Raw genomic sequence first — 17,218 nt, forward strand, 5'->3', positions numbered from 1 at the left:
AATGTTAAAGGTTCTGTTACTTCTTTTCCGTTTCACATTGCTGAAACTGGGCGCTCAAAAATGTGAAACGAAATGAGGGATACGTAAAAAGAAAAGGGCTCCCAAAATTTGGAAGCCCCTAGCATATTCACTTCACGAGCTTGAGCTTTGGTCGCAATCCAGAATTCATAACTGCACTGAAATTTGCAAGCGCAACATCAAGAATATCTCTGCCGTTTGCTTCAAGCTCTTCCGTTTCTTCAAAGAAATACCTTTTCAACGTTTCGTCTATTTTGTCTAAGTCAACCTGACGATCTGTGAGCAAACAATGCAACGCATATACTGCTTCATGGCAATAATCCTCGCGCACTTCGTCACGTGTCAACGGTGCCCACGGGCTAACGTAATCCTGCATTTTCCCTGCCTCCTTAAGCTGCTATTTGTTGGATTGCATCCTGTGCAACGGTAATGAAATCAACGGCTTTCTGTGCTGCGCTTGCTGCTCTGAATATATACCGTTTATCATTGCGCAAAGCATTTAACCAACCGTCAATGTAAGTTCCGCTTTGTTCAAAATCTGGCGTTAGTCCGATCGTTGCGCACAAAATACAAGCTCCGATTTCGGCGACCAACTCTTCTTTTGCGTATTCCTCGCGGTCGCGTCCATTGCCCAAGCGGTCAAGTCGGCTCTTGTGTCCTGTCCAATGGATCGTTTCGTGTGCAAGTGTTGCGTAGTAGCTGTCCGCGTCAAAGAACGTGGAAACAGGCGGCATGTGAATAACATCTCTCGAATGATGGTAGAACGCCTTCGGCTGTTCTGTTGTCTCGATTTTCGCTCCCGTTTCTGCGAAGAAAGCCTCAAGTATTGGATTAGTAAGCGTTCCAAAGTCGTGTGCCTCCGCCGCTGCGGTCTGGTAATATTCGTCGGGCAGGCCATCGATTTGATCGGCATTGAAAACTCTGTATCCGCGCAAGTACGGTACCTTGATTTCTTCGCCTGTCACTCTGTCTTCTGTTTCATGCGTGTTATAAAAAACAACGAGGGTAGATTTCTCGCCCTTCCTGACCGCGCCGCCCTTCTCCTTGGCTTGTTTAAACGTGAACCAATGCGCGGCTTCAAAGCCTTTTTGTTGCGCCGTCATCCATAGCATGAGGGTGTTTATCCCTCTGTATTGCTCACCATTTGCCCGAAGTGGGAACACCGCGCCGCTGCCGCCGGTCCACGGCTGTCGCCATGGCGCTACGCCATCCTCTATCGCTTTGATGATTGCATTTGTCACATGCTGCTGGATGTCGAACTTTTCTTTAGCCATTTGGGCCTCCCTCGGCTTGCCCTCCCCAAAATCGGGCGGGGCTTCTGGCGAGGTCCGCGAACGCGGCCCTCTCCTGAAACCCTGCCTCACGGCGAGTGCAGGGGGGGAACCGCCGCAATTGGAAAATCAAGCGCACAAGGGAGTGGTGCGGCCGCAGCACAGCGAGGCACGGTCCCGCAGTAAGCGCAGTATTTTCTTGTTGAGGTGGGGGACCGGCGGTCCCCTAAACGCCGCTATAGCGGCAAATCAAACAACGCGGCATGGGCTTTTTCATGGTGCGATTTGTCTCAACACGTCGCATTCAATCACATGATGTATGGCGGGCTAGTGTGCGGGCTGAAGGCCCACGTTTCTAAATTGTTCTTAAATATCAGATAGTTAATGAAAAAATTGGAGGCGAGTACCGGAATCGAACCGGTGTACACGGATTTGCAATCCGCTGCGTCACCACTCCGCCAACTCGCCAGAGTGGAGGCCTGATTAGGCGCTTGGGCGATGCGCGTCAAGCGGTTAACTGCTGTGCGGGCGATCACACGATGTGGCAGTATTTCGCGCGTTCTGCACATTGCTGAACGCGGACAGCTGTGGCAGAAGTCCTAGAGCGAACTGAACGGATGAGTTTAGCCCATGACAGACTTTGCCGCCCGCCGGACCATGATGGTCGACACGCAGGTACGCCCCTCCGATGTGACCAAGTTTCCGATCATCGACGCCATGCTGTCGGTCCCGCGGGAAGCGTTTGTGCCGCGCGAGCAGGCCGAAGCGGCCTATATCAGCGAGAATGTGCCCATCGCGCCCGGTCGGGTCGTGCTGGAGCCGCGTACGCTGGGCAAGCTGCTCGATGCGCTGAACATTGAAGGCAATGAACTCGTGCTCGATGTCGCCGCCGGCTATGGCTATTCCTCCGCGCTCGTGGCGCGGATGGCCGAAGCGGTGATCGCCGTCGAGGAGGACGAGAGCATGGCTGCCGAAGCGCAGTCCATTCTGTCGGAACAGGGTGCCGACAACGTTGTGGTGCATGTGGGCCCGTTAACGGAAGGTGCCGCACAACATGGTCCGTATGATGCCATTCTGATCCAGGGCGGGGTGGAGCAGGTGCCCGACAGCCTTCTTGACCAGCTCAAGGACGGGGGCCGGATCGGTTGTGTGGTCATGGAAGGCGCGCTGGGCGTTGTCAGAATCGGTTACAAGATCGATGGTGAGATGACATGGCGCTTTGCCTTCAATGCGTCGGCGCCAGTGCTGCCGGGGTTTGAAAAGACGGCGACATTCGCATTGTAATCGTCGCGCGCGGATACAGGTAAGAGCAGACAGGTCAACAAAGGGCAGCAGGCATGGTGAAACGGTTGAAACTGACGGGACTGGCTGTGGCGCTGGGTCTGGTGATCGCGGCACCGATGGCGCGGGCCGAGACACTCGCCGACGCGATGATCGGGGCCTATAACACCAGCGGTCTGTTGGAGCAGAACCGGGCCGTGTTGCGCGCCGCCGACGAGGATGTCGCCCAGGCCGTGGCCGCCCTTCGTCCGGTGATTGCGTGGTCTGCCGATGCCACCCGCCAGTTCGGCACGACCCGCAGCGCGAATACGGGCAATCTGGTGGCGCCGACGGTGTCGAACACCGTGTCCGCCAGTCTGACGGCCGATCTCACCGTCTACGACAACGGTCAAAGCAAGCTGAGCATCGAAACCGCGAAAGAGGCGGTTCTGGCGACCCGCCAGCAGCTGGTCTCGGTCGAGCAGCAGGTCCTGCTCTCGGCGGTGGAGGCCTATCTCGAAGTGCGCCGTACACTGGAAAACGTGGCGCTGCGGGAAAACAACGTTCGCCTCATCACGCAGGAATTGCGCGCCGCGCAGGAGCGGTTCGACGTGGGTGAAGTCACCCGCACCGACACCTCTTTGGCCGAAGCGCGGCTGGCCGCCGCCCGCAGCCAGCTGGCCGCGGCCCAAGGTGCGCTGACAATCGCGCGCGAACAATATCTTGCCATTGTCGGTCGTCTGCCGGGCGCGCTCGATCCGCTGCGCAGCCTTCCGCAACTTCCGGCATCCGTGGATGAGGCCAAGGCGATTGCGGTGCGCAATCACCCGCAGGTCAAGGCGATCCAACATCAGGTCGCGGCGGCAGAACTGAACATCCTGCGCGCCGAGGCCGCGATGAAACCGACGGTGCGCCTGTCGGGGCGTCTGAGCGTTACCGAAAGCTTCGACAATGAACGCTTCACGCGCGGAGGGTCCATCGGGCTCGAAGCCGGTGGGCCGATCTATCAGGGTGGGCGACTGACCTCGCTGGTCCGGCAATCCATGGCGAATCGCGACTCGGCACGCGGACAGTTGCTTCAGGCTGTCGATCAGGTGACGCAGAACGTGGGCAATGCCTATGCACAGCTGCGCATCGCGCAGGCCAGTCTCGAATCGACCGAGCGTCAGGTGCGCGCGGCCACGGTTGCGTTCCGCGGCGTGCGTGAAGAAGCGGCACTGGGCGCGCGGACAACACTGGACGTTCTGAACGCCGAACAGGAATTGCTCAATGCGCGCTCTGCACGGATTTCCGCGCAGGTGGACGAGGGGATCGCAGCCTATCGCGTGCTGTCGACCATTGGTCGGCTCACCGCGACCGACTTGCGCCTCAATGTTCAGCAATATGACCCGGTCAACTACTATAACCTGGTCAAAGACGCGCCAATTCAGAAAAGCAAGCAGGGTCAGCAGCTTGACCGTGTTCTGAAGTCCCTAGGGAAAAACTAAGTTTTTTCGCATCTGTTGTGCGATTGTCCATGCCAAGCTACTCTGGTGATCGAGGTAGCAGTGGTGAACCATGTCTGATCCCGTGACGAACGTGGAAATCGAGGATGTCCTGTCGTCCATCCGCAAGCTTGTTGCGGAAGAAGTTCGGTCGTCTCCGGTGGCGCGCAAGCCGGAAAAGCCGGGACGCCTGATCCTGACCGCGGCGCATCGCGTCCGCGAAGACACGCCGCCGCCGTCCGAACCCGTGCTTCTGACGCAGCCGATTCTTCCCGGAGAGTCACCCGCAGAGGAACGTGCGCTCGACGACATTCCGCGCGACGCCCGTCTGGCCGAGTTCGGTGAAGTCGAAGGCGCGTTTCCCGACCTCGACGCGGTGGAGCAATGGGACAGCCAACCGGATGCCCCGTCCGAGACAGGGCATCACGAGGCGGAGGGATGGGCCGATCCAGCCGACCACGAGGCTGAAGAGCACGCATGGGCTGACCCCGCCGATCAGGAGGCCGCGGCAGATGACTGTTCCGATCACCCCGGGGACGAGGCCCTGTCGCCTGACCAACAGGACGAGTCTGGCGGTGACCTAACCGACCCCGTGACAGATGCCGCGCGCAGTGAGCTCAATCGCCTGATCGAAGAAGAGGTCTCTGCCGCGCTTGCCCTGACGGCTGAGGACGATGCGGAGGAACAGCAGGACCTGTCCGAACACCGTGGCCGGAACGACGGGTCGCCGTCGGACGACACCCTGTCCGCGTCGGAAGACCCGGACGAACAGAGCGCGGAAGAAGCCGCTGACGAGGCGCTGTTCTGGGAATTGCCCGAGGATGAGCCTTCGTCGGAAGACGCATATGGTGTGGACGATCGGGAGGCCTCAGAGGCTGAAGCGTCGGACCCCCGGCATTCGCAGCCGGATGGGACCGAGCCCATGCCCGCGCCGCCCGCCGCCGCGCCGCTTCTCACACTCGAGGATAAGGTTGCCGCGCTGGGCCGTCTGGTGGCGCGGGACAATCCCGAATTCGAGGAAGAGCGGGACCGCCCGGATGCTGACGATCTTGCGGCAGCCGCATCCGAGCCGATGGTCTGGCCGGAAGCGCCGTTCGAGGACGCCGTCGAGGAACAGCCTGTCGAGGACGCCTCGAACGTGGTGCATGCAGCAGACGCATGGCCGCAGGCCCAGACCTATCACACCGAGGTGCGGCAGGAGGCCCCAACGGAAAGCCATGCCGTGCAGACGGTCGAGACCGACGATGTCGGAACGCTCGACATGGACGAAGAGATGCTTCGCCAGATGGTGATCGACATTGTCCGGCAGGAACTGCAGGGCGCGCTTGGCGAACGGATCACCCGCAATGTGCGCAAACTCGTGCGCCGCGAGATCCACCGCATGCTGATTTCGCAGGACTTCGACTGACCCACGACAAGGACGCGCGGATATCCATACGCGCGAAAGGTCAGGTCCAAAACAGAAAACGCGCCCCGAAGGACGCGCTTTCCTTAAAGATATCGACGGCTTAGGCGGCTTCGGCCTGCTGGGCAGCAGCGTTCCGGCGCTCGCTCTCTTCGCGCGACAGCGCAACCGAGGTGCGCACACCTTTACCGACGAATTCCATCAGCCCTGCAACAACGCGCTCGTTCGGGTCGATCCCGGCGCAGCTGAGCACTTCGCGACCATCGCGCGAGCGCGCCCAGCGGGCAATCTGCTCGGGGCCGTTGCCATATTTCTTGTCATCTGCGATCGCGTCATCCAATGCAGCAAGAACCACGGCAGCAAAAAGCTTGCGCGCGCGATTGCCTTGCTCTGCGTTGAAGGCGGTACCGTCAACGAAATCCTTCATGATCCGTCCTGTGATTATTGCTCTTGTGTTTTCCGGCGTGGAGTTGCTTATGGCGTATTCCTGACGATTCGGATACCCTAGTTTTGCATACCTTTTATGCAAAACATGCATGGCTTTTCGCGGGTGCGAAACGAAATCTGGTTGTCTGGACAGCGTACCATCACCCAGATATAGGGACGGTCAAAGTTGGATCAACCTTTTGACGAAGTTTTGCCATGCCCAAGATCAACGGTAACGAAATCCGCCCCGGCAACGTGCTGGAACATAACGACGGCCTCTGGGTCGCTGTGAAAGTCGACCATGTGAAACCCGGCAAGGGCGGCGCCTTTGCCCAGGTCGAAATGAAGAACCTGCGCAACGGGTCCAAGCTGAACGAGCGTTTCCGTTCTGCCGACAAGGTCGAGCGCGTGCGTCTGGAACAGAAGGACATGCAGTTCCTTTATGAAACCGACGGCAACCTCGTTTTCATGGACACAGACACCTACGATCAGGTCGAGCTTCCAGCCGACATTCTGGGCGAACGTCGTCCGTTCCTCCAGGACGGCATGACCATCGTGGTGGAATTCCACGACGCCGAAGCGCTGAACGCGACCCTGCCGCAGAAGGTCACCTGCCAGGTGGTCGAGACCGAGCCGGTCGTCAAAGGCCAGACCGCGGCCAACAGCTTCAAGCCCGCGATCCTCGACAACGGCGTCAAGGTGATGGTTCCGCCCTTCGTCGGGCAGGAAGAGATGATCATCGTGAACACCGAAACCATGGAATATTCCGAGCGCGCCTGACCTCGGGACCCGCGCGCAAATCCCCCGAAACCGCCGGGGGACGCATATGGATCAAAAGGCCTCCGGCATCTGCCCGGAGGCCTTTTTACATGCGAGATCTTACCAAAGACGACATACCCGACATGGTGCCGCTGTTTCGCGCGCTGCATCGCCATCACGTGACGGCCTTGCCAGAGGTGTTTCACGACGACGGGACCGATGCGCAGTTCGCAGAGCATCTGGCGCAGCTCCTCGACAGCGACGGAGCGGCAGTCGGCGTTTGGCAAGACGGAGGTCTGGTCGGCTATGCGCTGTTTCTCATTCAGACGCGTCCGGCGGATGTGTTCCGCCACGCTGAAAGACGCGCCTATCTCGACCATCTTTTCGTGGGTCCGGATCACCGAAGGGCCGGACATGCCAAAGCGATGATTGCCGCCATGGAAGATCGGCTTGCCGCGCAAGGGATCACCTTATGGACGGCGTCGCATTACGCTTTCAACACGGGCGTCGAACGGACATTTTCAGCGGCAGGGGCGCGACCTGACCTTGTGCGGGTCGCGAAACCTCTGACAGGGTCTGGATAAGGGCCAAGCCTGGCAAAACAGGCGTGGCCGCATTTTCGAAAGGTCTTTGCACCGTTCGGCCGGTTTCTGACTTGTTAACATCATGTATCGCATACCCCTGCCCACGGTGCGCACCGAGCGGGAAGGGTCACTCCCATGCCGCGACACATGAACTGACGATCTCTCGAATGCCTTTCGGGGCTGACCGCGAGAAACCGGTTTCACCAAGGTCCCGGGGGACACCCCGGCACATGAGAGCCCGTCAGGCCCAAGAGGGGCGGCGCCGCTTTCCGGAACATTGCAGAAGTCACAGCAGCCGGGCGATGCCCGAGCCACAAGACACCACCCCGGCGGGCTCTGTCCCGTTCGGGGCGCGTGCGCTGCGGACAGATCTAGACCGTCGCCGCTTCCTCGATCAACGCCACCTCTGCGCCGTCGGCTGTCATCTTGCCCTGCGCGCGGTCAAAGCGCAGATAGGCCAGACCCTGGCCGCCCGACTGCGTGTAAAGCGTTCCCGCCGCCTTGCCCTCGGCGAGGAGCTCCGTGCCGACCGGGGCGGCACCGTCGACCGACACCCGGGCCAGCCCCTTGCGCAGTTCGGTCTTGTGCTTCATCCGGGCGGTGACCTCCTGACCGACATAACAGCCCTTGCGGAAATCGACGCCGTTCAGCCGTTCGAACCCCATTTCAAGGATGAAACTGTCAGGCGTGAGTTCGATCCCGCTTTCCGGTACGCCAGCGGCGACGCGCCGCGCGTCCCAGTCAACACTGTCATCGCCGGGCTGCCCGTCATAGCCACGCCAGCCCATCGCCGGATCGCGCGGATCGCCAAAGGCGCCCTCGGGTGCCGGGCCCAGCCCGCGTGTCACGGACCGGGTGGTTTCTTCGATCCCGACCTTCGAGCGCAGCTTGTACATCGTGAGCGCCTGCTTGAGACCCGGCGCCAATGCCCTGTCGACATCCAGCAGGATCGCATCACCCATGGGCACAAGAAAGAAGTCTGCCCGGTACTTGCCCTGTGGGGTCAGCATGGCGGCATAGACCAGACCCTGGTCCAGTTTCCGCACATCGTTGCTGACCAGCCCCTGAAGAAAGTCCCGCGCATCTGCGCCCGTGATTTCGAATACCGTCCGCTCAGTCATCTCTGCCTCGTTGTCCTGCATGACAGAGATAACCGGCAAGCCCGGCTCTGCAAGGGGTCAGGCGGTGGCGGGCGCGCCCAGCACCAACCGCGAGAGCATCCGGTCGACCGACAGGGCGCCGGCTCCCTTGATCACGAGGGTGACAAGGATCAACATCCAGAAGGCCCGCTGATCGAGGATGACGCTGTCGGGCACCCGGTCGAACCACGCGCCCAGCGTTTCGGTATGGGCAATGCCGCCATGGCCATAGAGGTCGGTGAGCGATTGCACGACCACGAACCCGATCATGCCGAGCGCGGCCAGACGGGTGAAAAGCCCGATCACCAAGAGCAGTGGCAGAATGAACTCGGCCCATGTGCCGGCGACGACCACCGCCCAGTGGAAGACGCCCAACTGCGAGACATCATAGAGCACCGCTTCCATCTGTTTCGGGAAGATCTGCGCATAGGCCCCAGTCGAGGGGAGAAAGATCCCCATCAGACCATCGCCAAGCTTCGTGGCTGCGGATGCCCAGAAATAGACCAGCAGCGTGGCCGCAAAGACGACGCGGGCCAGCAACGGGATTAGCCCATCCAACCGGCGTTCGACCTCGGCAAAGACGGTTTCGTGGAGAAAGGCAAGGCGATCCATGATGTGGTCCTTCGGTCTGGAAAAGTCAGGTGTTCAAGGCAATTACGGCGTTGTTTGAGAGCAGCAGATCAAGCAGCGCAGCAAGGTCGAAGCTGTCGCCACCGGCGTCGATTGCAGTGCCGAACGGCGCACCTGCCAGCAGTGCAGTCAGCACGTCACCTGCGCCGGGGCCAAGGACATGGGGTTCGGGATCATATTCGGCGCGCAGGATCAGGACATCTTCGCCCCCGCCTGTCGGTTTGTCGCCGCCCCGCAAGGTGTAGCGCCAGATCGAGCCTGCAGGCCAGGGCGACCGGAGCAGGATCATCGAGGGGGCAAACGCAAAGCGGGTCGCCAGAAGCGCGTCTTCGTCCAGCGCCTGCAGCTCGGCTGGGTTGATGCCCGTGCTGTCGGCAGCGTGATAGCTCTGGCGCATGGCAAGATCGATGCGCGCGACATCTGCGAGATAGGGCAGGTGTTTGAGCTGGTCGAGGGTGGCGACGAACTCGGGCAGGCCCGCCCCGTAATGCATCATGAGCGGCGATTTCGGGGGAGACTGGCGCAGGAAGGCCCGTGCGACATGGTCGAAATTCTCGCGCCCGATCAGGCTCACCAGCGACGGGAAGCCTTCGGCCAGCGCTTCGCGAAGGGACACGGTGACGTTGTTGCGGTAGACGCCATAGCGCCGGCCGGCGGGACGGTTGCGGCCGTCGGTGAGGCCCTCCGGCTCTGGCGCGGACGGGTTGAGCAACCCGCCGCGAAACTCTGCCTGACGTGTCACGCGAGCACCCGCGTCAGGGCGCCTGCGGCGCGACGGGCCTCGTCGGCCAGAACCGGCCAGTCGGGGACATCGGTGTCCCACTCCACCAGCAAGGGCTTGGGGCCTGAGCGCGCCAGCGTATGGTCCAAGAGCGCCCACACGGGATCCACAACCTCGCGCCCGTGACTGTCGATCAGCAATGGCGCGCCATGGTCGTCTTCGTCCTCGTCATGGCCGCCCAGATGGATTTCTGCGACAGCGTCCAGCGGGTAGGCGTCGATATAGGCTTGCGGCGAATAGTCGAGATTGGTGGCCGACACGAAGACGTTGTTTACATCGAGCAGCAGACCGCATCCGGTGCGGCGCACGACCTCGGCCAGAAAATCGGTTTCCGACCAGGTGCTTTCCGCAAAGGCCAGATAGGAGGACGGGTTTTCGAGCAGCATTTGGCGGCCCAGAACCGTCTGCACCTCGTCAATGTGATCGGCAACGCGGGTCAGCGTGTCGTTGGTATAGGGCAGGGGCAGCAGGTCGTTCAGGAAGTGACTGTCATGGGTCGACCATGCCAGATGCTCTGAAAAGCTTGCCGGTTTCAGCCAGTCGCAGAGACGTTTCAAACGGGACAGATGCTCGCGGTCCAAGCGGCCTTCGCCGCCGATCGAGAGACCCACGCCATGCACCGAGATCGGAAACCGTTCGGCCAGAACATTGAGTTGGGCAATCGGGCGTCCACCGTCGCCCATGTAGTTCTCGGCGTGGATTTCGAACCAGCCGACAGGGGAAGGATCGCTCAGGATGCGCCAGAAGTGCTGGGGTTTGTACCCGACACCGGGCAGGTTTGGCAAAAGCGGGAAACTGTGTGACGCGTCGGGCATATCAGGTCTCGTGAGTGGTAAGCCGGGCAGATGCCCGGCTTACGCTTTGAGGGAGTGTCGGGTCAGATCAGCCCTGCGGCAGGTCGCGGCTCAGTTCTTCGAGCGATCCCATGCGGGCTGTGCCGTCTGCCATCGCGGGCAGTTCGATCTCGCCACAGGTGCCTGCATCGACCAGCGTCCATGCGTTGCCCTGATAGTCCACGGTCGAGGTGCCGGCGCAGGTTGTGCCCGGGCCTGCAGCGCAATCGTTCTTGCCGGCGAGCGACACACCGAAGCACTTTTCCTTGGCCTGGGCAGTGGCCGTGGTGGTGTGTGCCGCGAGGCTTGCCGCGACTGCGCCAACGATTGCAACGGTCTTGAGAGCTTTCGACATGAGAGGGTCCTTTTTGTGTTTCACTTCGAGTTAAACTGGGTCGGCGTGTCGTGTCCAGCGCCGATGACCCAACCATGACCTGCGGCAGGCTGCCGCGCCATTCACGGCGGTGTGTTTCACGCGCGCGTGACGCTAGGTGAACCAAGCATAGCAGAAATTTCCTTGATTTTCAGGGAAATGAAAAAGGCCCCGTAACAAAAACGGGGCCTTTTCGAAACGTTCCGGGACTGGAATGTTACAGAAGATCGGGGGGAGTCGCGTCTTTGGACAGGCTGCTCACGATATCCGCCAGCGATGTTACAGACGTTTGCTTCTCGCCCAGACGGCGGACGGTCACGGTGCGCTCCTCGACCTCGCGGTGGCCGATGGCAAGGATCACCGGGACCTTGCCGACGGAATGCTCGCGGACCTTGTAGTTGATCTTCTCGTTGCGGATGTCCGCCTCGGCGCGAACGCCCGCCTTGGTCAGTTCCGCCACAACCTCCTGCACGTAGTCATCAGCCTCTGACACGATGGAGGCCACAACCACCTGACGCGGGGCCAGCCAGAAGGGCAGTTTGCCTTCCCAGTTCTCGATCAGGATGCCGATGAACCGTTCGAACGACCCAAGGCACGCCCGGTGCAGCATGAACGGCCGGTGCCGGTCGCCGTCCTGACCGATATAGCTGGCCCCAAGGCGCTCCGGCAGGTTCGGGTCGACTTGGAAGGTGCCGCACTGCCAGACGCGGCCGATTGCGTCGGTCAGGTAGAAGTCGAGTTTCGGGCCGTAGAACGCACCGTCGCCGGGTTCGAGGGTGTAGTCCCGACCCACCGCCTTGATCGCGTTTTCCAGCGCGCCTTCGACATAGTCCCAGCTTTCGTCACTGCCGACGCGTTTTTCCGGGCGGGTGGCAAAGCGGATTTCGAACTCGGGGAAACCGAGCTCCTGGTAGACGTTTGCAAGGAAGTCGATGAACCGTGCGCACTCGGCCTGAATCTGGTCTTCGGTGCAGAAGATATGCGCGTCGTCCTGGGTAAAGCCGCGCACCCGCATGATGCCGTGCAGCGCGCCCGAGGGTTCGAACCGGGCACACGATCCGAATTCGGCCAGCCGCAAGGGCAGGTCCCGATAGGATTTCAGGCCCTGATTGAACACCTGCACGTGGCAGGGGCAGTTCATCGGCTTGAGTGCGTTGATGCGGGTTTGATCCTTGTTCCTGGCGCTGGCATCGTCGTTTTCGCCGTCACGGCTTTCGTCGACTTCCACGATGAACATGTGGTGCTGGTACTTTTCCCAATGCCCCGACGCTTCCCAAAGCTTGCGATCCACCACCTGCGGGGTGTTGATCTCGAGATACCCGCCGGCGCGCTGTTTGCGGCGCATGTAGTCCTGCAGGGATGTGTAGACGGTCCAGCCGTTGGGGTGCCAGAAGACCTGACCGGGGGCCTCTTCCTGCATGTGGAAGAGATCCATCTCGCGGCCCAGCTTGCGGTGATCGCGCTTTTCGGCCTCTTCGAGGAAGGTCAGGTACTGTTTCAGGTCATCGCGGTTCTTGAACGCCACACCGTAGATGCGCTGCAGCATCGGGCGGGTGTTGTCGCCAAGGAAATAGGCGGCCGAGACGTTCATCAGCTTGAACGCATCCGCAGGCACCTGACCGGTGTGCTGGAGGTGCGGACCGCGGCAGAGGTCCATCCAGTCGCCATGCCAATACATGCGGATGTCCTCGCCCTCGGGGATCCTGTCGAGGATCTCGACCTTATACGGCTCATTGTTGTCGGTGTAGTACTGGCGCACCTGATCGCGGGTCCAGAGCTCGGTCCGGACCGCATCGCGGGCGTTGATGATGTCTTTCATCCGCTTTTCGATGGCACCAAGGTCTTCGGGCGTGAAGGCCTCCTTGCGGTCGAAATCGTAGAACCAGCCATTGTCACGGACCGGGCCGATGGTGACTTTGACGTCGGGCCAGATCTCCTGCACGGCGCGCGCCATGATATGCGCAAGGTCATGCCGGATCAGTTCGAGCGCGGGCGCGTCGTCAGCCATGGTGTTGATGGCGATCTGCGCGTCGCTCTGGATCGGCCATTGCAGATCCCAGTGCGCCCCGTTCACGGTGGCGGAGATGGCTTTTTTCGAGAGGGATTTGGAAATGCTCTCGGCCACTTCGGCAGGGGTGACACCTGCGTCGAAGTTGCGTGCATTGCCATCGGGGAAGGTCAGGGAAATCTGGCTCATTGGCCCAGCTCCTCGTCAGTTTGGCGCCCACGGAACGCCCGGTTGCGGGTTATGTATCGTGCGCGGCTTTTGGCAGGGGGGGCGGGGCGCGTCAAGACAGGGCGGGTTGGAAACGACCCGGTGAGTCGGGTGTTTTGCCATCGGGCACGCAAGATTCTTGCGCGGTATACCAATGTATTATTGGAAATCGTTTTTTAACAATGGGTTGCCGATTTCTTTCCCTATGGACGAAAGCGACGCAATTGCTATGTATAACGACATTCCGCTATCGGAAACCTTTTGCGTCACGCGACACGGGAGAGCAGACAATGCCCGGCTACAACAAGACATTCGAACTGTCCGTCGAAGACATGGAGCTGATCGAGGACGCGCTGCGGACCACCAAGCGGTCCCTGAACTCGGAAGTTCTCAGCCAGGACGCAGACCCGCTGCGCCCCTGCGAAAGCACCCGCGCCGTAGATGCGTCGATGAAGCGGATCAACGATCTGTTGGGGCGTCTTCACAACCAGAAGAACTTTTACCGCCCCAAGAATGGCGCCTATATCGGCGGGTAACGCCACACAGAGCTGCATGAGCCTTGGGCATTAAGCGTTCGCCCGGGTGGGCGCGGAACGCGCCCGCCTTGGGGCGGGCGGACGCGTGCCTGTCACATGCGTGACAGGCGATCAATGCCAACCAATCTTCCTAAAACCGCGCGGCAAACACCGCGTAGGCCATGATCAGGCAACACGCCCATCCGATCAGGAAGAGCATCGGCCGGATCGGCATCTTGGCAAAGCCCGAAATCATACCGATGGCGTGGATCACACGCACCCAGAAGAACACGATGGCGGTCCAGTAGGTCAGTCCTGTAAACCCGTCCATCGCGTTCAGGATCAGCACCAGCACCGAAAACGGCAGCGCCTGTTCCAGCAGGTTCAGATGCGCCCTGTGCGCGCGATGCACCCATGCCGGAAACTGGTCGAGCGGGGTGGGGCGCACAAACGGGTCCGTTCCGGCAATCGCGTGTTTATTGACGCCGACGATGTAGGGAATCCACAGGCTCGCGGCGAGGATCATCAGGCAGGTGAGAATGCCGAGTTCGGTGGGGAAGGTCTCCATCACGCGGCTCCCTTCATCGCTTTGCCCGTTTCCAGGTACGACTTGAGCGACGAGGCCAGGCGCGCCCAGCCTTCGGCAAAGCCTTCCTGACCTGGGGCCATGTCGTAATGTTCGATGGTCAGCTTGCAGGTCTCGCCCTGCGGTTCGATCAGGTAGACCATGTGGGACGCGGGTGCGTTCGGCCCCATGAACAGAGGCTCGAACGTCATGGCAATGCGGGTCTTGGGATCCATCTGGGTGGTGACCTGCCGCAGCATCGGATCGCCATCGGGTTTGATGAACTCGGTCACGTTGTCGGGGCGCGCGTCGCCGCGGACCTCGTTGCACATGAAGTGATAGGCGGCCATCTGGTCGGCCTTGGTCAGCGCATCCCAGAGCGCATCCTGCGAGCAGCGGATGAAGGTCTGCATTATGAAATCGGGTTTTCCCATGCGGGTCTCTCTTTCCAATCGGGATTTCAGATCGCTCATCATCTGCGCCTGGGGCCGCAGGAAGGGCGCGACCCAGCGGTCGAGCATCTCCTGCAGGGGAAGAGCATTCAGGTAGTGGTATTTGAACCGCCCTTGTTTGCGCGGGATGACAAGATGGGCGTCTTCGAGAACCTTGAGGTGCTTCATCACGCCGAACCGGCTCATGTCGAGCTGCTCTTCCAGTTCGCTGAGTGACTGCCCGTCCTTGCGCCGCAGACTGTCAAGCAGCGCACGGCGGGCGGGGTCGTTGAGGGCTTTGAAGATCGTGTCCATGGAGTCGATTATAGGTTACTTATTAGTCACGTGACAATATGGTAACTTATCTGTCTCACTATCGAGTGCCAAGCCTCTGGTTTGGCGGATTTTTTCCGTATTTCGGGGAACTCTTCTGCCACGAACCGCGTTCATGAGCGGCCATCCCAGATACAGGAGGACTGCATGTCCGAGCCGCTCACCAACGCCTATGAAGACATCACCGGGGCGGACGATTCGGTTCGGGACCGCGAGGCGCGCAACGGGCTTCGGCACATGATCAGCCTGTCGATGACCAAGGTGGCGGACGGGCTGATCGATCCCAAGCTTGTGTTAAGCTGGCTGGCCGGTGCCCTGGGCGCGCCGGCCGCGGTGACCGGGCTTCTTGTGCCGATCCGTGAGGCAGGGGCGCTTCTACCGCAGATCGTGTTCGCGGGGTGGGTGCAATCACTGCGGCATCGCAAATGGGCCTGGGTTATTGGCTCGGCCGGGCAGGGGATCGCCGCGCTGGCCATCGTGTTTGTCGCTTTGACGATGGAGGGTTTTGCCGCTGGGGTCGCGCTCTGTGCTGCCTTGGCCGTGCTGGCGGTCGCGCGGGCGGCCTGTTCCGTCAGCTACAAGGACATTCTGGGCAAGACGGTCGGCAAGACGCGCCGGGGCGCGGTGACGGGGGTTGCCGGGTCGGTGGCCTCGGTCGCGGTGATCGGCTTTGCGGCGCTGCTGATGTCGGGGCTTTTGCGCGACGTGATGCCGGTCGTGGTGGCGATCACCTTGGCGGCCGCACTGTGGGGGGCTGCGGCGATCCTGTTTTCGTTTCTCGAGGAACGAGCGTCCGAGGACACAGAGGATACAACAGTCGACTTCACCCCGTTGAAGGAAAACCGGCAGTTCCGGTTGTTCATCGCCGTGCGCGGGTTGCTGACGGTGACGGCTTTGGCACCGCCCTATTTCGTGCTCTTGGGCGGAGGGCAATCGGCGTTGCAGGGCTTGGGCGCGTTGCTTCTGGCCTCGGCGGCGGCGGCCTTTGCGGGGTCTTATGTCTGGGGACGGTTGTCGGACAAATCCTCGCGCAAGGTGCTGTTCCTGTCGGGGATGTTGGCCGCCGGGTTCGCCACGCTGGCGGTGCTGGCGGAGGTGAGCGGCTGGGCCGGGACGGCATGGGCGATCCCGGTGATCCTGTTCTTCTTCATGCTGTCCTATCAGGGCGTCCGCTCGGCGCGGTCGGTCTATCTGGTGGACATGTCGCCCGAGGACGCGCGGTCCTCCTACGCCGCTTTGGCCAACACCGCGATTGGCGTGCTCTTGCTGATCACCGGGGCGTTCGGCGGGCTGCTTGCACTGGCGGGGCCGGTGGCGTCGCTCATTGGCTTTGCTGTGTTGTCGCTGGCGGGCGGGCTGCTGGCGCTGCGGCTGGATGAGGTGGAAAAGGGCTGACGCCTCTTGGGTTCCGGCGGGCTTTGCGTAAAGTCGTGCCAAACCGGAACGGAGGCAGGCATGACAGAGATACAGTATTTGGACGGACCAAACGGGCACCGACTGGCCTATGCACGGACCGCGGGCGAGGGGCCGGTGATCGTGTTCCTGTCGGGCTACAAATCCGACATGGAAGGCACCAAGGCGGTGCATCTGGAGGCCTGGGCCAAGCTGACCGGACGCGCGTTCCTGCGGTTCGACTATTCGGGGCATGGTGTGTCGGGCGGTGTGTTCGAGGACGGCTGCATCGGCGACTGGGCGCGGGATGCGCAGGCGGTGATCGAGGCAACCTGCGAGGGGCCGGTGGTGCTGGTCGGATCAAGCATGGGGGGGTGGATCGCGTCGTTGATGACGCAGCGGCTCAAGCATGTGGTGGGCTTTGTGGGCATTGCCGCAGCGCCTGATTTCACCGAGGACGGGTTCTGGGCCGGGTTCACCGACGAGCAACGCGCGCAGATCATGCAGGACGGGCAGGTCGTTTTCCCGTCCGATTATGGTGATCCCTATATCGTCACCCGTCGGCTGATCGAGGATGGGCGCGAGAATCTCGTGCTGCGCTCGCCGCTGCACATGCCCTATCCGGTGCGGTTGGTGCAGGGGACCGAGGACACCGCGGTCAGCCGCGACACGGCGTTGAAACTCTTGGATCACATCGAGAGCCCCGACCTGCGGCTGACGCTGGTCAAGGGCACCGATCACCGCTTTTCCGAACCGCAGAACCTGCGCCATATCGAAGACGCGATCCTCGAGGTGCTGGCCTGA

The 17,218-nt window shown here is 61.1% G+C and carries 19 protein-coding genes and 1 tRNA gene; 8 read left to right on the plus strand and 12 right to left on the minus strand.

Annotated elements, in window-relative coordinates:
* Window positions 1-127: 127 nt before the first annotated feature.
* The 3 genes from MRY75_RS13755 to MRY75_RS13765 all read right to left on the minus strand — a co-directional run bounded on the left by MRY75_RS13755 (window position 128) and on the right by MRY75_RS13765 (window position 1,757).
* The gene (locus MRY75_RS13755) at window positions 128-394 is read right to left on the minus strand and encodes a hypothetical protein (RefSeq protein WP_292308578.1); all 267 of its coding nucleotides are present in this window, start codon (window positions 392-394) and stop codon (window positions 128-130) included.
* 13 nt (window positions 395-407) lie between these two features.
* Window positions 408-1,292: a zincin-like metallopeptidase domain-containing protein gene (locus MRY75_RS13760; protein ID WP_292308579.1), complete on the minus strand. Its 885-nt coding sequence runs from the start codon at window positions 1,290-1,292 to the stop codon at window positions 408-410.
* Window positions 1,293-1,683: 391 nt separating this feature from the next.
* Window positions 1,684-1,757: transfer RNA gene (locus MRY75_RS13765), tRNA-Cys, on the minus strand.
* Window positions 1,758-1,919: 162 nt separating this feature from the next.
* On the opposite strand from MRY75_RS13765, the gene MRY75_RS13770 reads away from it, so the two are divergent.
* From MRY75_RS13770 to MRY75_RS13780, 3 genes are all read left to right on the plus strand, one after another.
* On the plus strand, window positions 1,920-2,573 hold the full coding sequence (locus tag MRY75_RS13770; protein ID WP_292308580.1) for a protein-L-isoaspartate O-methyltransferase: 654 nt from the start codon (window positions 1,920-1,922) through the stop codon (window positions 2,571-2,573).
* Between the two features lie 53 nt (window positions 2,574-2,626).
* Window positions 2,627-4,036 carry a TolC family outer membrane protein gene (locus tag MRY75_RS13775; protein WP_292308581.1) on the plus strand — a complete coding sequence of 470 codons (1,410 nt, stop codon included), beginning with the start codon at window positions 2,627-2,629 and terminating at the stop codon, window positions 4,034-4,036.
* 70 nt (window positions 4,037-4,106) lie between these two features.
* The gene (locus MRY75_RS13780; protein WP_292308582.1) at window positions 4,107-5,441 is read left to right on the plus strand and encodes a hypothetical protein; all 1,335 of its coding nucleotides are present in this window, start codon (window positions 4,107-4,109) and stop codon (window positions 5,439-5,441) included.
* A gap of 100 nt (window positions 5,442-5,541) precedes the next feature.
* Here the strand turns inward: MRY75_RS13780 and MRY75_RS13785 are convergent, their stop codons facing one another.
* On the minus strand, window positions 5,542-5,865 hold the full coding sequence (locus tag MRY75_RS13785; RefSeq protein WP_072776460.1) for a DUF6280 family protein: 324 nt from the start codon (window positions 5,863-5,865) through the stop codon (window positions 5,542-5,544).
* A gap of 215 nt (window positions 5,866-6,080) precedes the next feature.
* Between MRY75_RS13785 and efp the strand changes: the two genes are divergently transcribed.
* Together efp and MRY75_RS13795 are read left to right on the plus strand one after the other, a co-directional pair.
* The gene (gene efp, locus MRY75_RS13790; RefSeq protein WP_292308583.1) at window positions 6,081-6,644 is read left to right on the plus strand and encodes an elongation factor P; all 564 of its coding nucleotides are present in this window, start codon (window positions 6,081-6,083) and stop codon (window positions 6,642-6,644) included.
* An 89-nt stretch (window positions 6,645-6,733) separates the two neighbouring features.
* Window positions 6,734-7,207: a GNAT family N-acetyltransferase gene (locus MRY75_RS13795; protein WP_292308584.1), complete on the plus strand. Its 474-nt coding sequence runs from the start codon at window positions 6,734-6,736 to the stop codon at window positions 7,205-7,207.
* Window positions 7,208-7,578: 371 nt separating this feature from the next.
* On the opposite strand, the gene MRY75_RS13800 is transcribed toward MRY75_RS13795, so the two are convergent.
* The 6 genes from MRY75_RS13800 to thrS all read right to left on the minus strand — a co-directional run bounded on the left by MRY75_RS13800 (window position 7,579) and on the right by thrS (window position 13,160).
* A complete protein-coding gene (locus MRY75_RS13800; RefSeq protein WP_292308636.1) occupies window positions 7,579-8,328 on the minus strand; it encodes a folate-binding protein in 750 nt (249 codons plus the stop codon).
* A gap of 57 nt (window positions 8,329-8,385) precedes the next feature.
* On the minus strand, window positions 8,386-8,958 hold the full coding sequence (locus MRY75_RS13805; RefSeq protein WP_292308585.1) for a DoxX family protein: 573 nt from the start codon (window positions 8,956-8,958) through the stop codon (window positions 8,386-8,388).
* Window positions 8,959-8,983: 25 nt separating this feature from the next.
* Window positions 8,984-9,718, minus strand: a complete 735-nt coding sequence (locus tag MRY75_RS13810; RefSeq protein ID WP_292308586.1) for a DNA-binding domain-containing protein — start codon at window positions 9,716-9,718, stop codon at window positions 8,984-8,986.
* Window positions 9,715-10,572, minus strand: a complete 858-nt coding sequence (locus MRY75_RS13815) for a DUF692 domain-containing protein (protein WP_292308587.1) — start codon at window positions 10,570-10,572, stop codon at window positions 9,715-9,717. The genes MRY75_RS13810 and MRY75_RS13815 overlap by 4 nt, the downstream gene beginning before the upstream one ends.
* Before the next feature lie 67 nt (window positions 10,573-10,639).
* Complete coding sequence (locus MRY75_RS13820) at window positions 10,640-10,945, minus strand: DUF2282 domain-containing protein (protein WP_292308588.1); 306 nt, start codon at window positions 10,943-10,945, stop codon at window positions 10,640-10,642.
* A gap of 235 nt (window positions 10,946-11,180) precedes the next feature.
* Window positions 11,181-13,160 carry a threonine--tRNA ligase gene (gene thrS / locus MRY75_RS13825; protein WP_292308589.1) on the minus strand — a complete coding sequence of 660 codons (1,980 nt, stop codon included), beginning with the start codon at window positions 13,158-13,160 and terminating at the stop codon, window positions 11,181-11,183.
* A 308-nt stretch (window positions 13,161-13,468) separates the two neighbouring features.
* On the opposite strand from thrS, the gene MRY75_RS13830 reads away from it, so the two are divergent.
* Window positions 13,469-13,714, plus strand: coding sequence for a hypothetical protein (locus MRY75_RS13830; protein WP_292308590.1), 246 nt, complete (start codon window positions 13,469-13,471; stop codon window positions 13,712-13,714).
* A 130-nt stretch (window positions 13,715-13,844) separates the two neighbouring features.
* Here MRY75_RS13830 and MRY75_RS13835 read toward each other — a convergent pair whose 3' ends face one another.
* Together MRY75_RS13835 and MRY75_RS13840 are read right to left on the minus strand one after the other, a co-directional pair.
* Window positions 13,845-14,261 (minus strand): MAPEG family protein, encoded by a 417-nt coding sequence (locus MRY75_RS13835; RefSeq protein ID WP_292308591.1) that lies wholly within the window; start codon window positions 14,259-14,261, stop codon window positions 13,845-13,847.
* A complete protein-coding gene (locus MRY75_RS13840) occupies window positions 14,261-15,004 on the minus strand; it encodes a metalloregulator ArsR/SmtB family transcription factor (RefSeq protein WP_292308592.1) in 744 nt (247 codons plus the stop codon). The genes MRY75_RS13835 and MRY75_RS13840 overlap by 1 nt, the downstream gene beginning before the upstream one ends.
* 165 nt (window positions 15,005-15,169) lie before the next feature.
* On the opposite strand from MRY75_RS13840, the gene MRY75_RS13845 reads away from it, so the two are divergent.
* Together MRY75_RS13845 and MRY75_RS13850 are read left to right on the plus strand one after the other, a co-directional pair.
* The gene (locus MRY75_RS13845; RefSeq protein ID WP_292308593.1) at window positions 15,170-16,417 is read left to right on the plus strand and encodes an MFS transporter; all 1,248 of its coding nucleotides are present in this window, start codon (window positions 15,170-15,172) and stop codon (window positions 16,415-16,417) included.
* 60 nt (window positions 16,418-16,477) lie between these two features.
* Window positions 16,478-17,218: an alpha/beta hydrolase gene (locus MRY75_RS13850; RefSeq protein WP_292308594.1), complete on the plus strand. Its 741-nt coding sequence runs from the start codon at window positions 16,478-16,480 to the stop codon at window positions 17,216-17,218.

It is taken from the genome of Marivita sp. (assembly GCF_022763305.1).
Classification (GTDB): Bacteria; Pseudomonadota; Alphaproteobacteria; order Rhodobacterales; family Rhodobacteraceae; genus Marivita.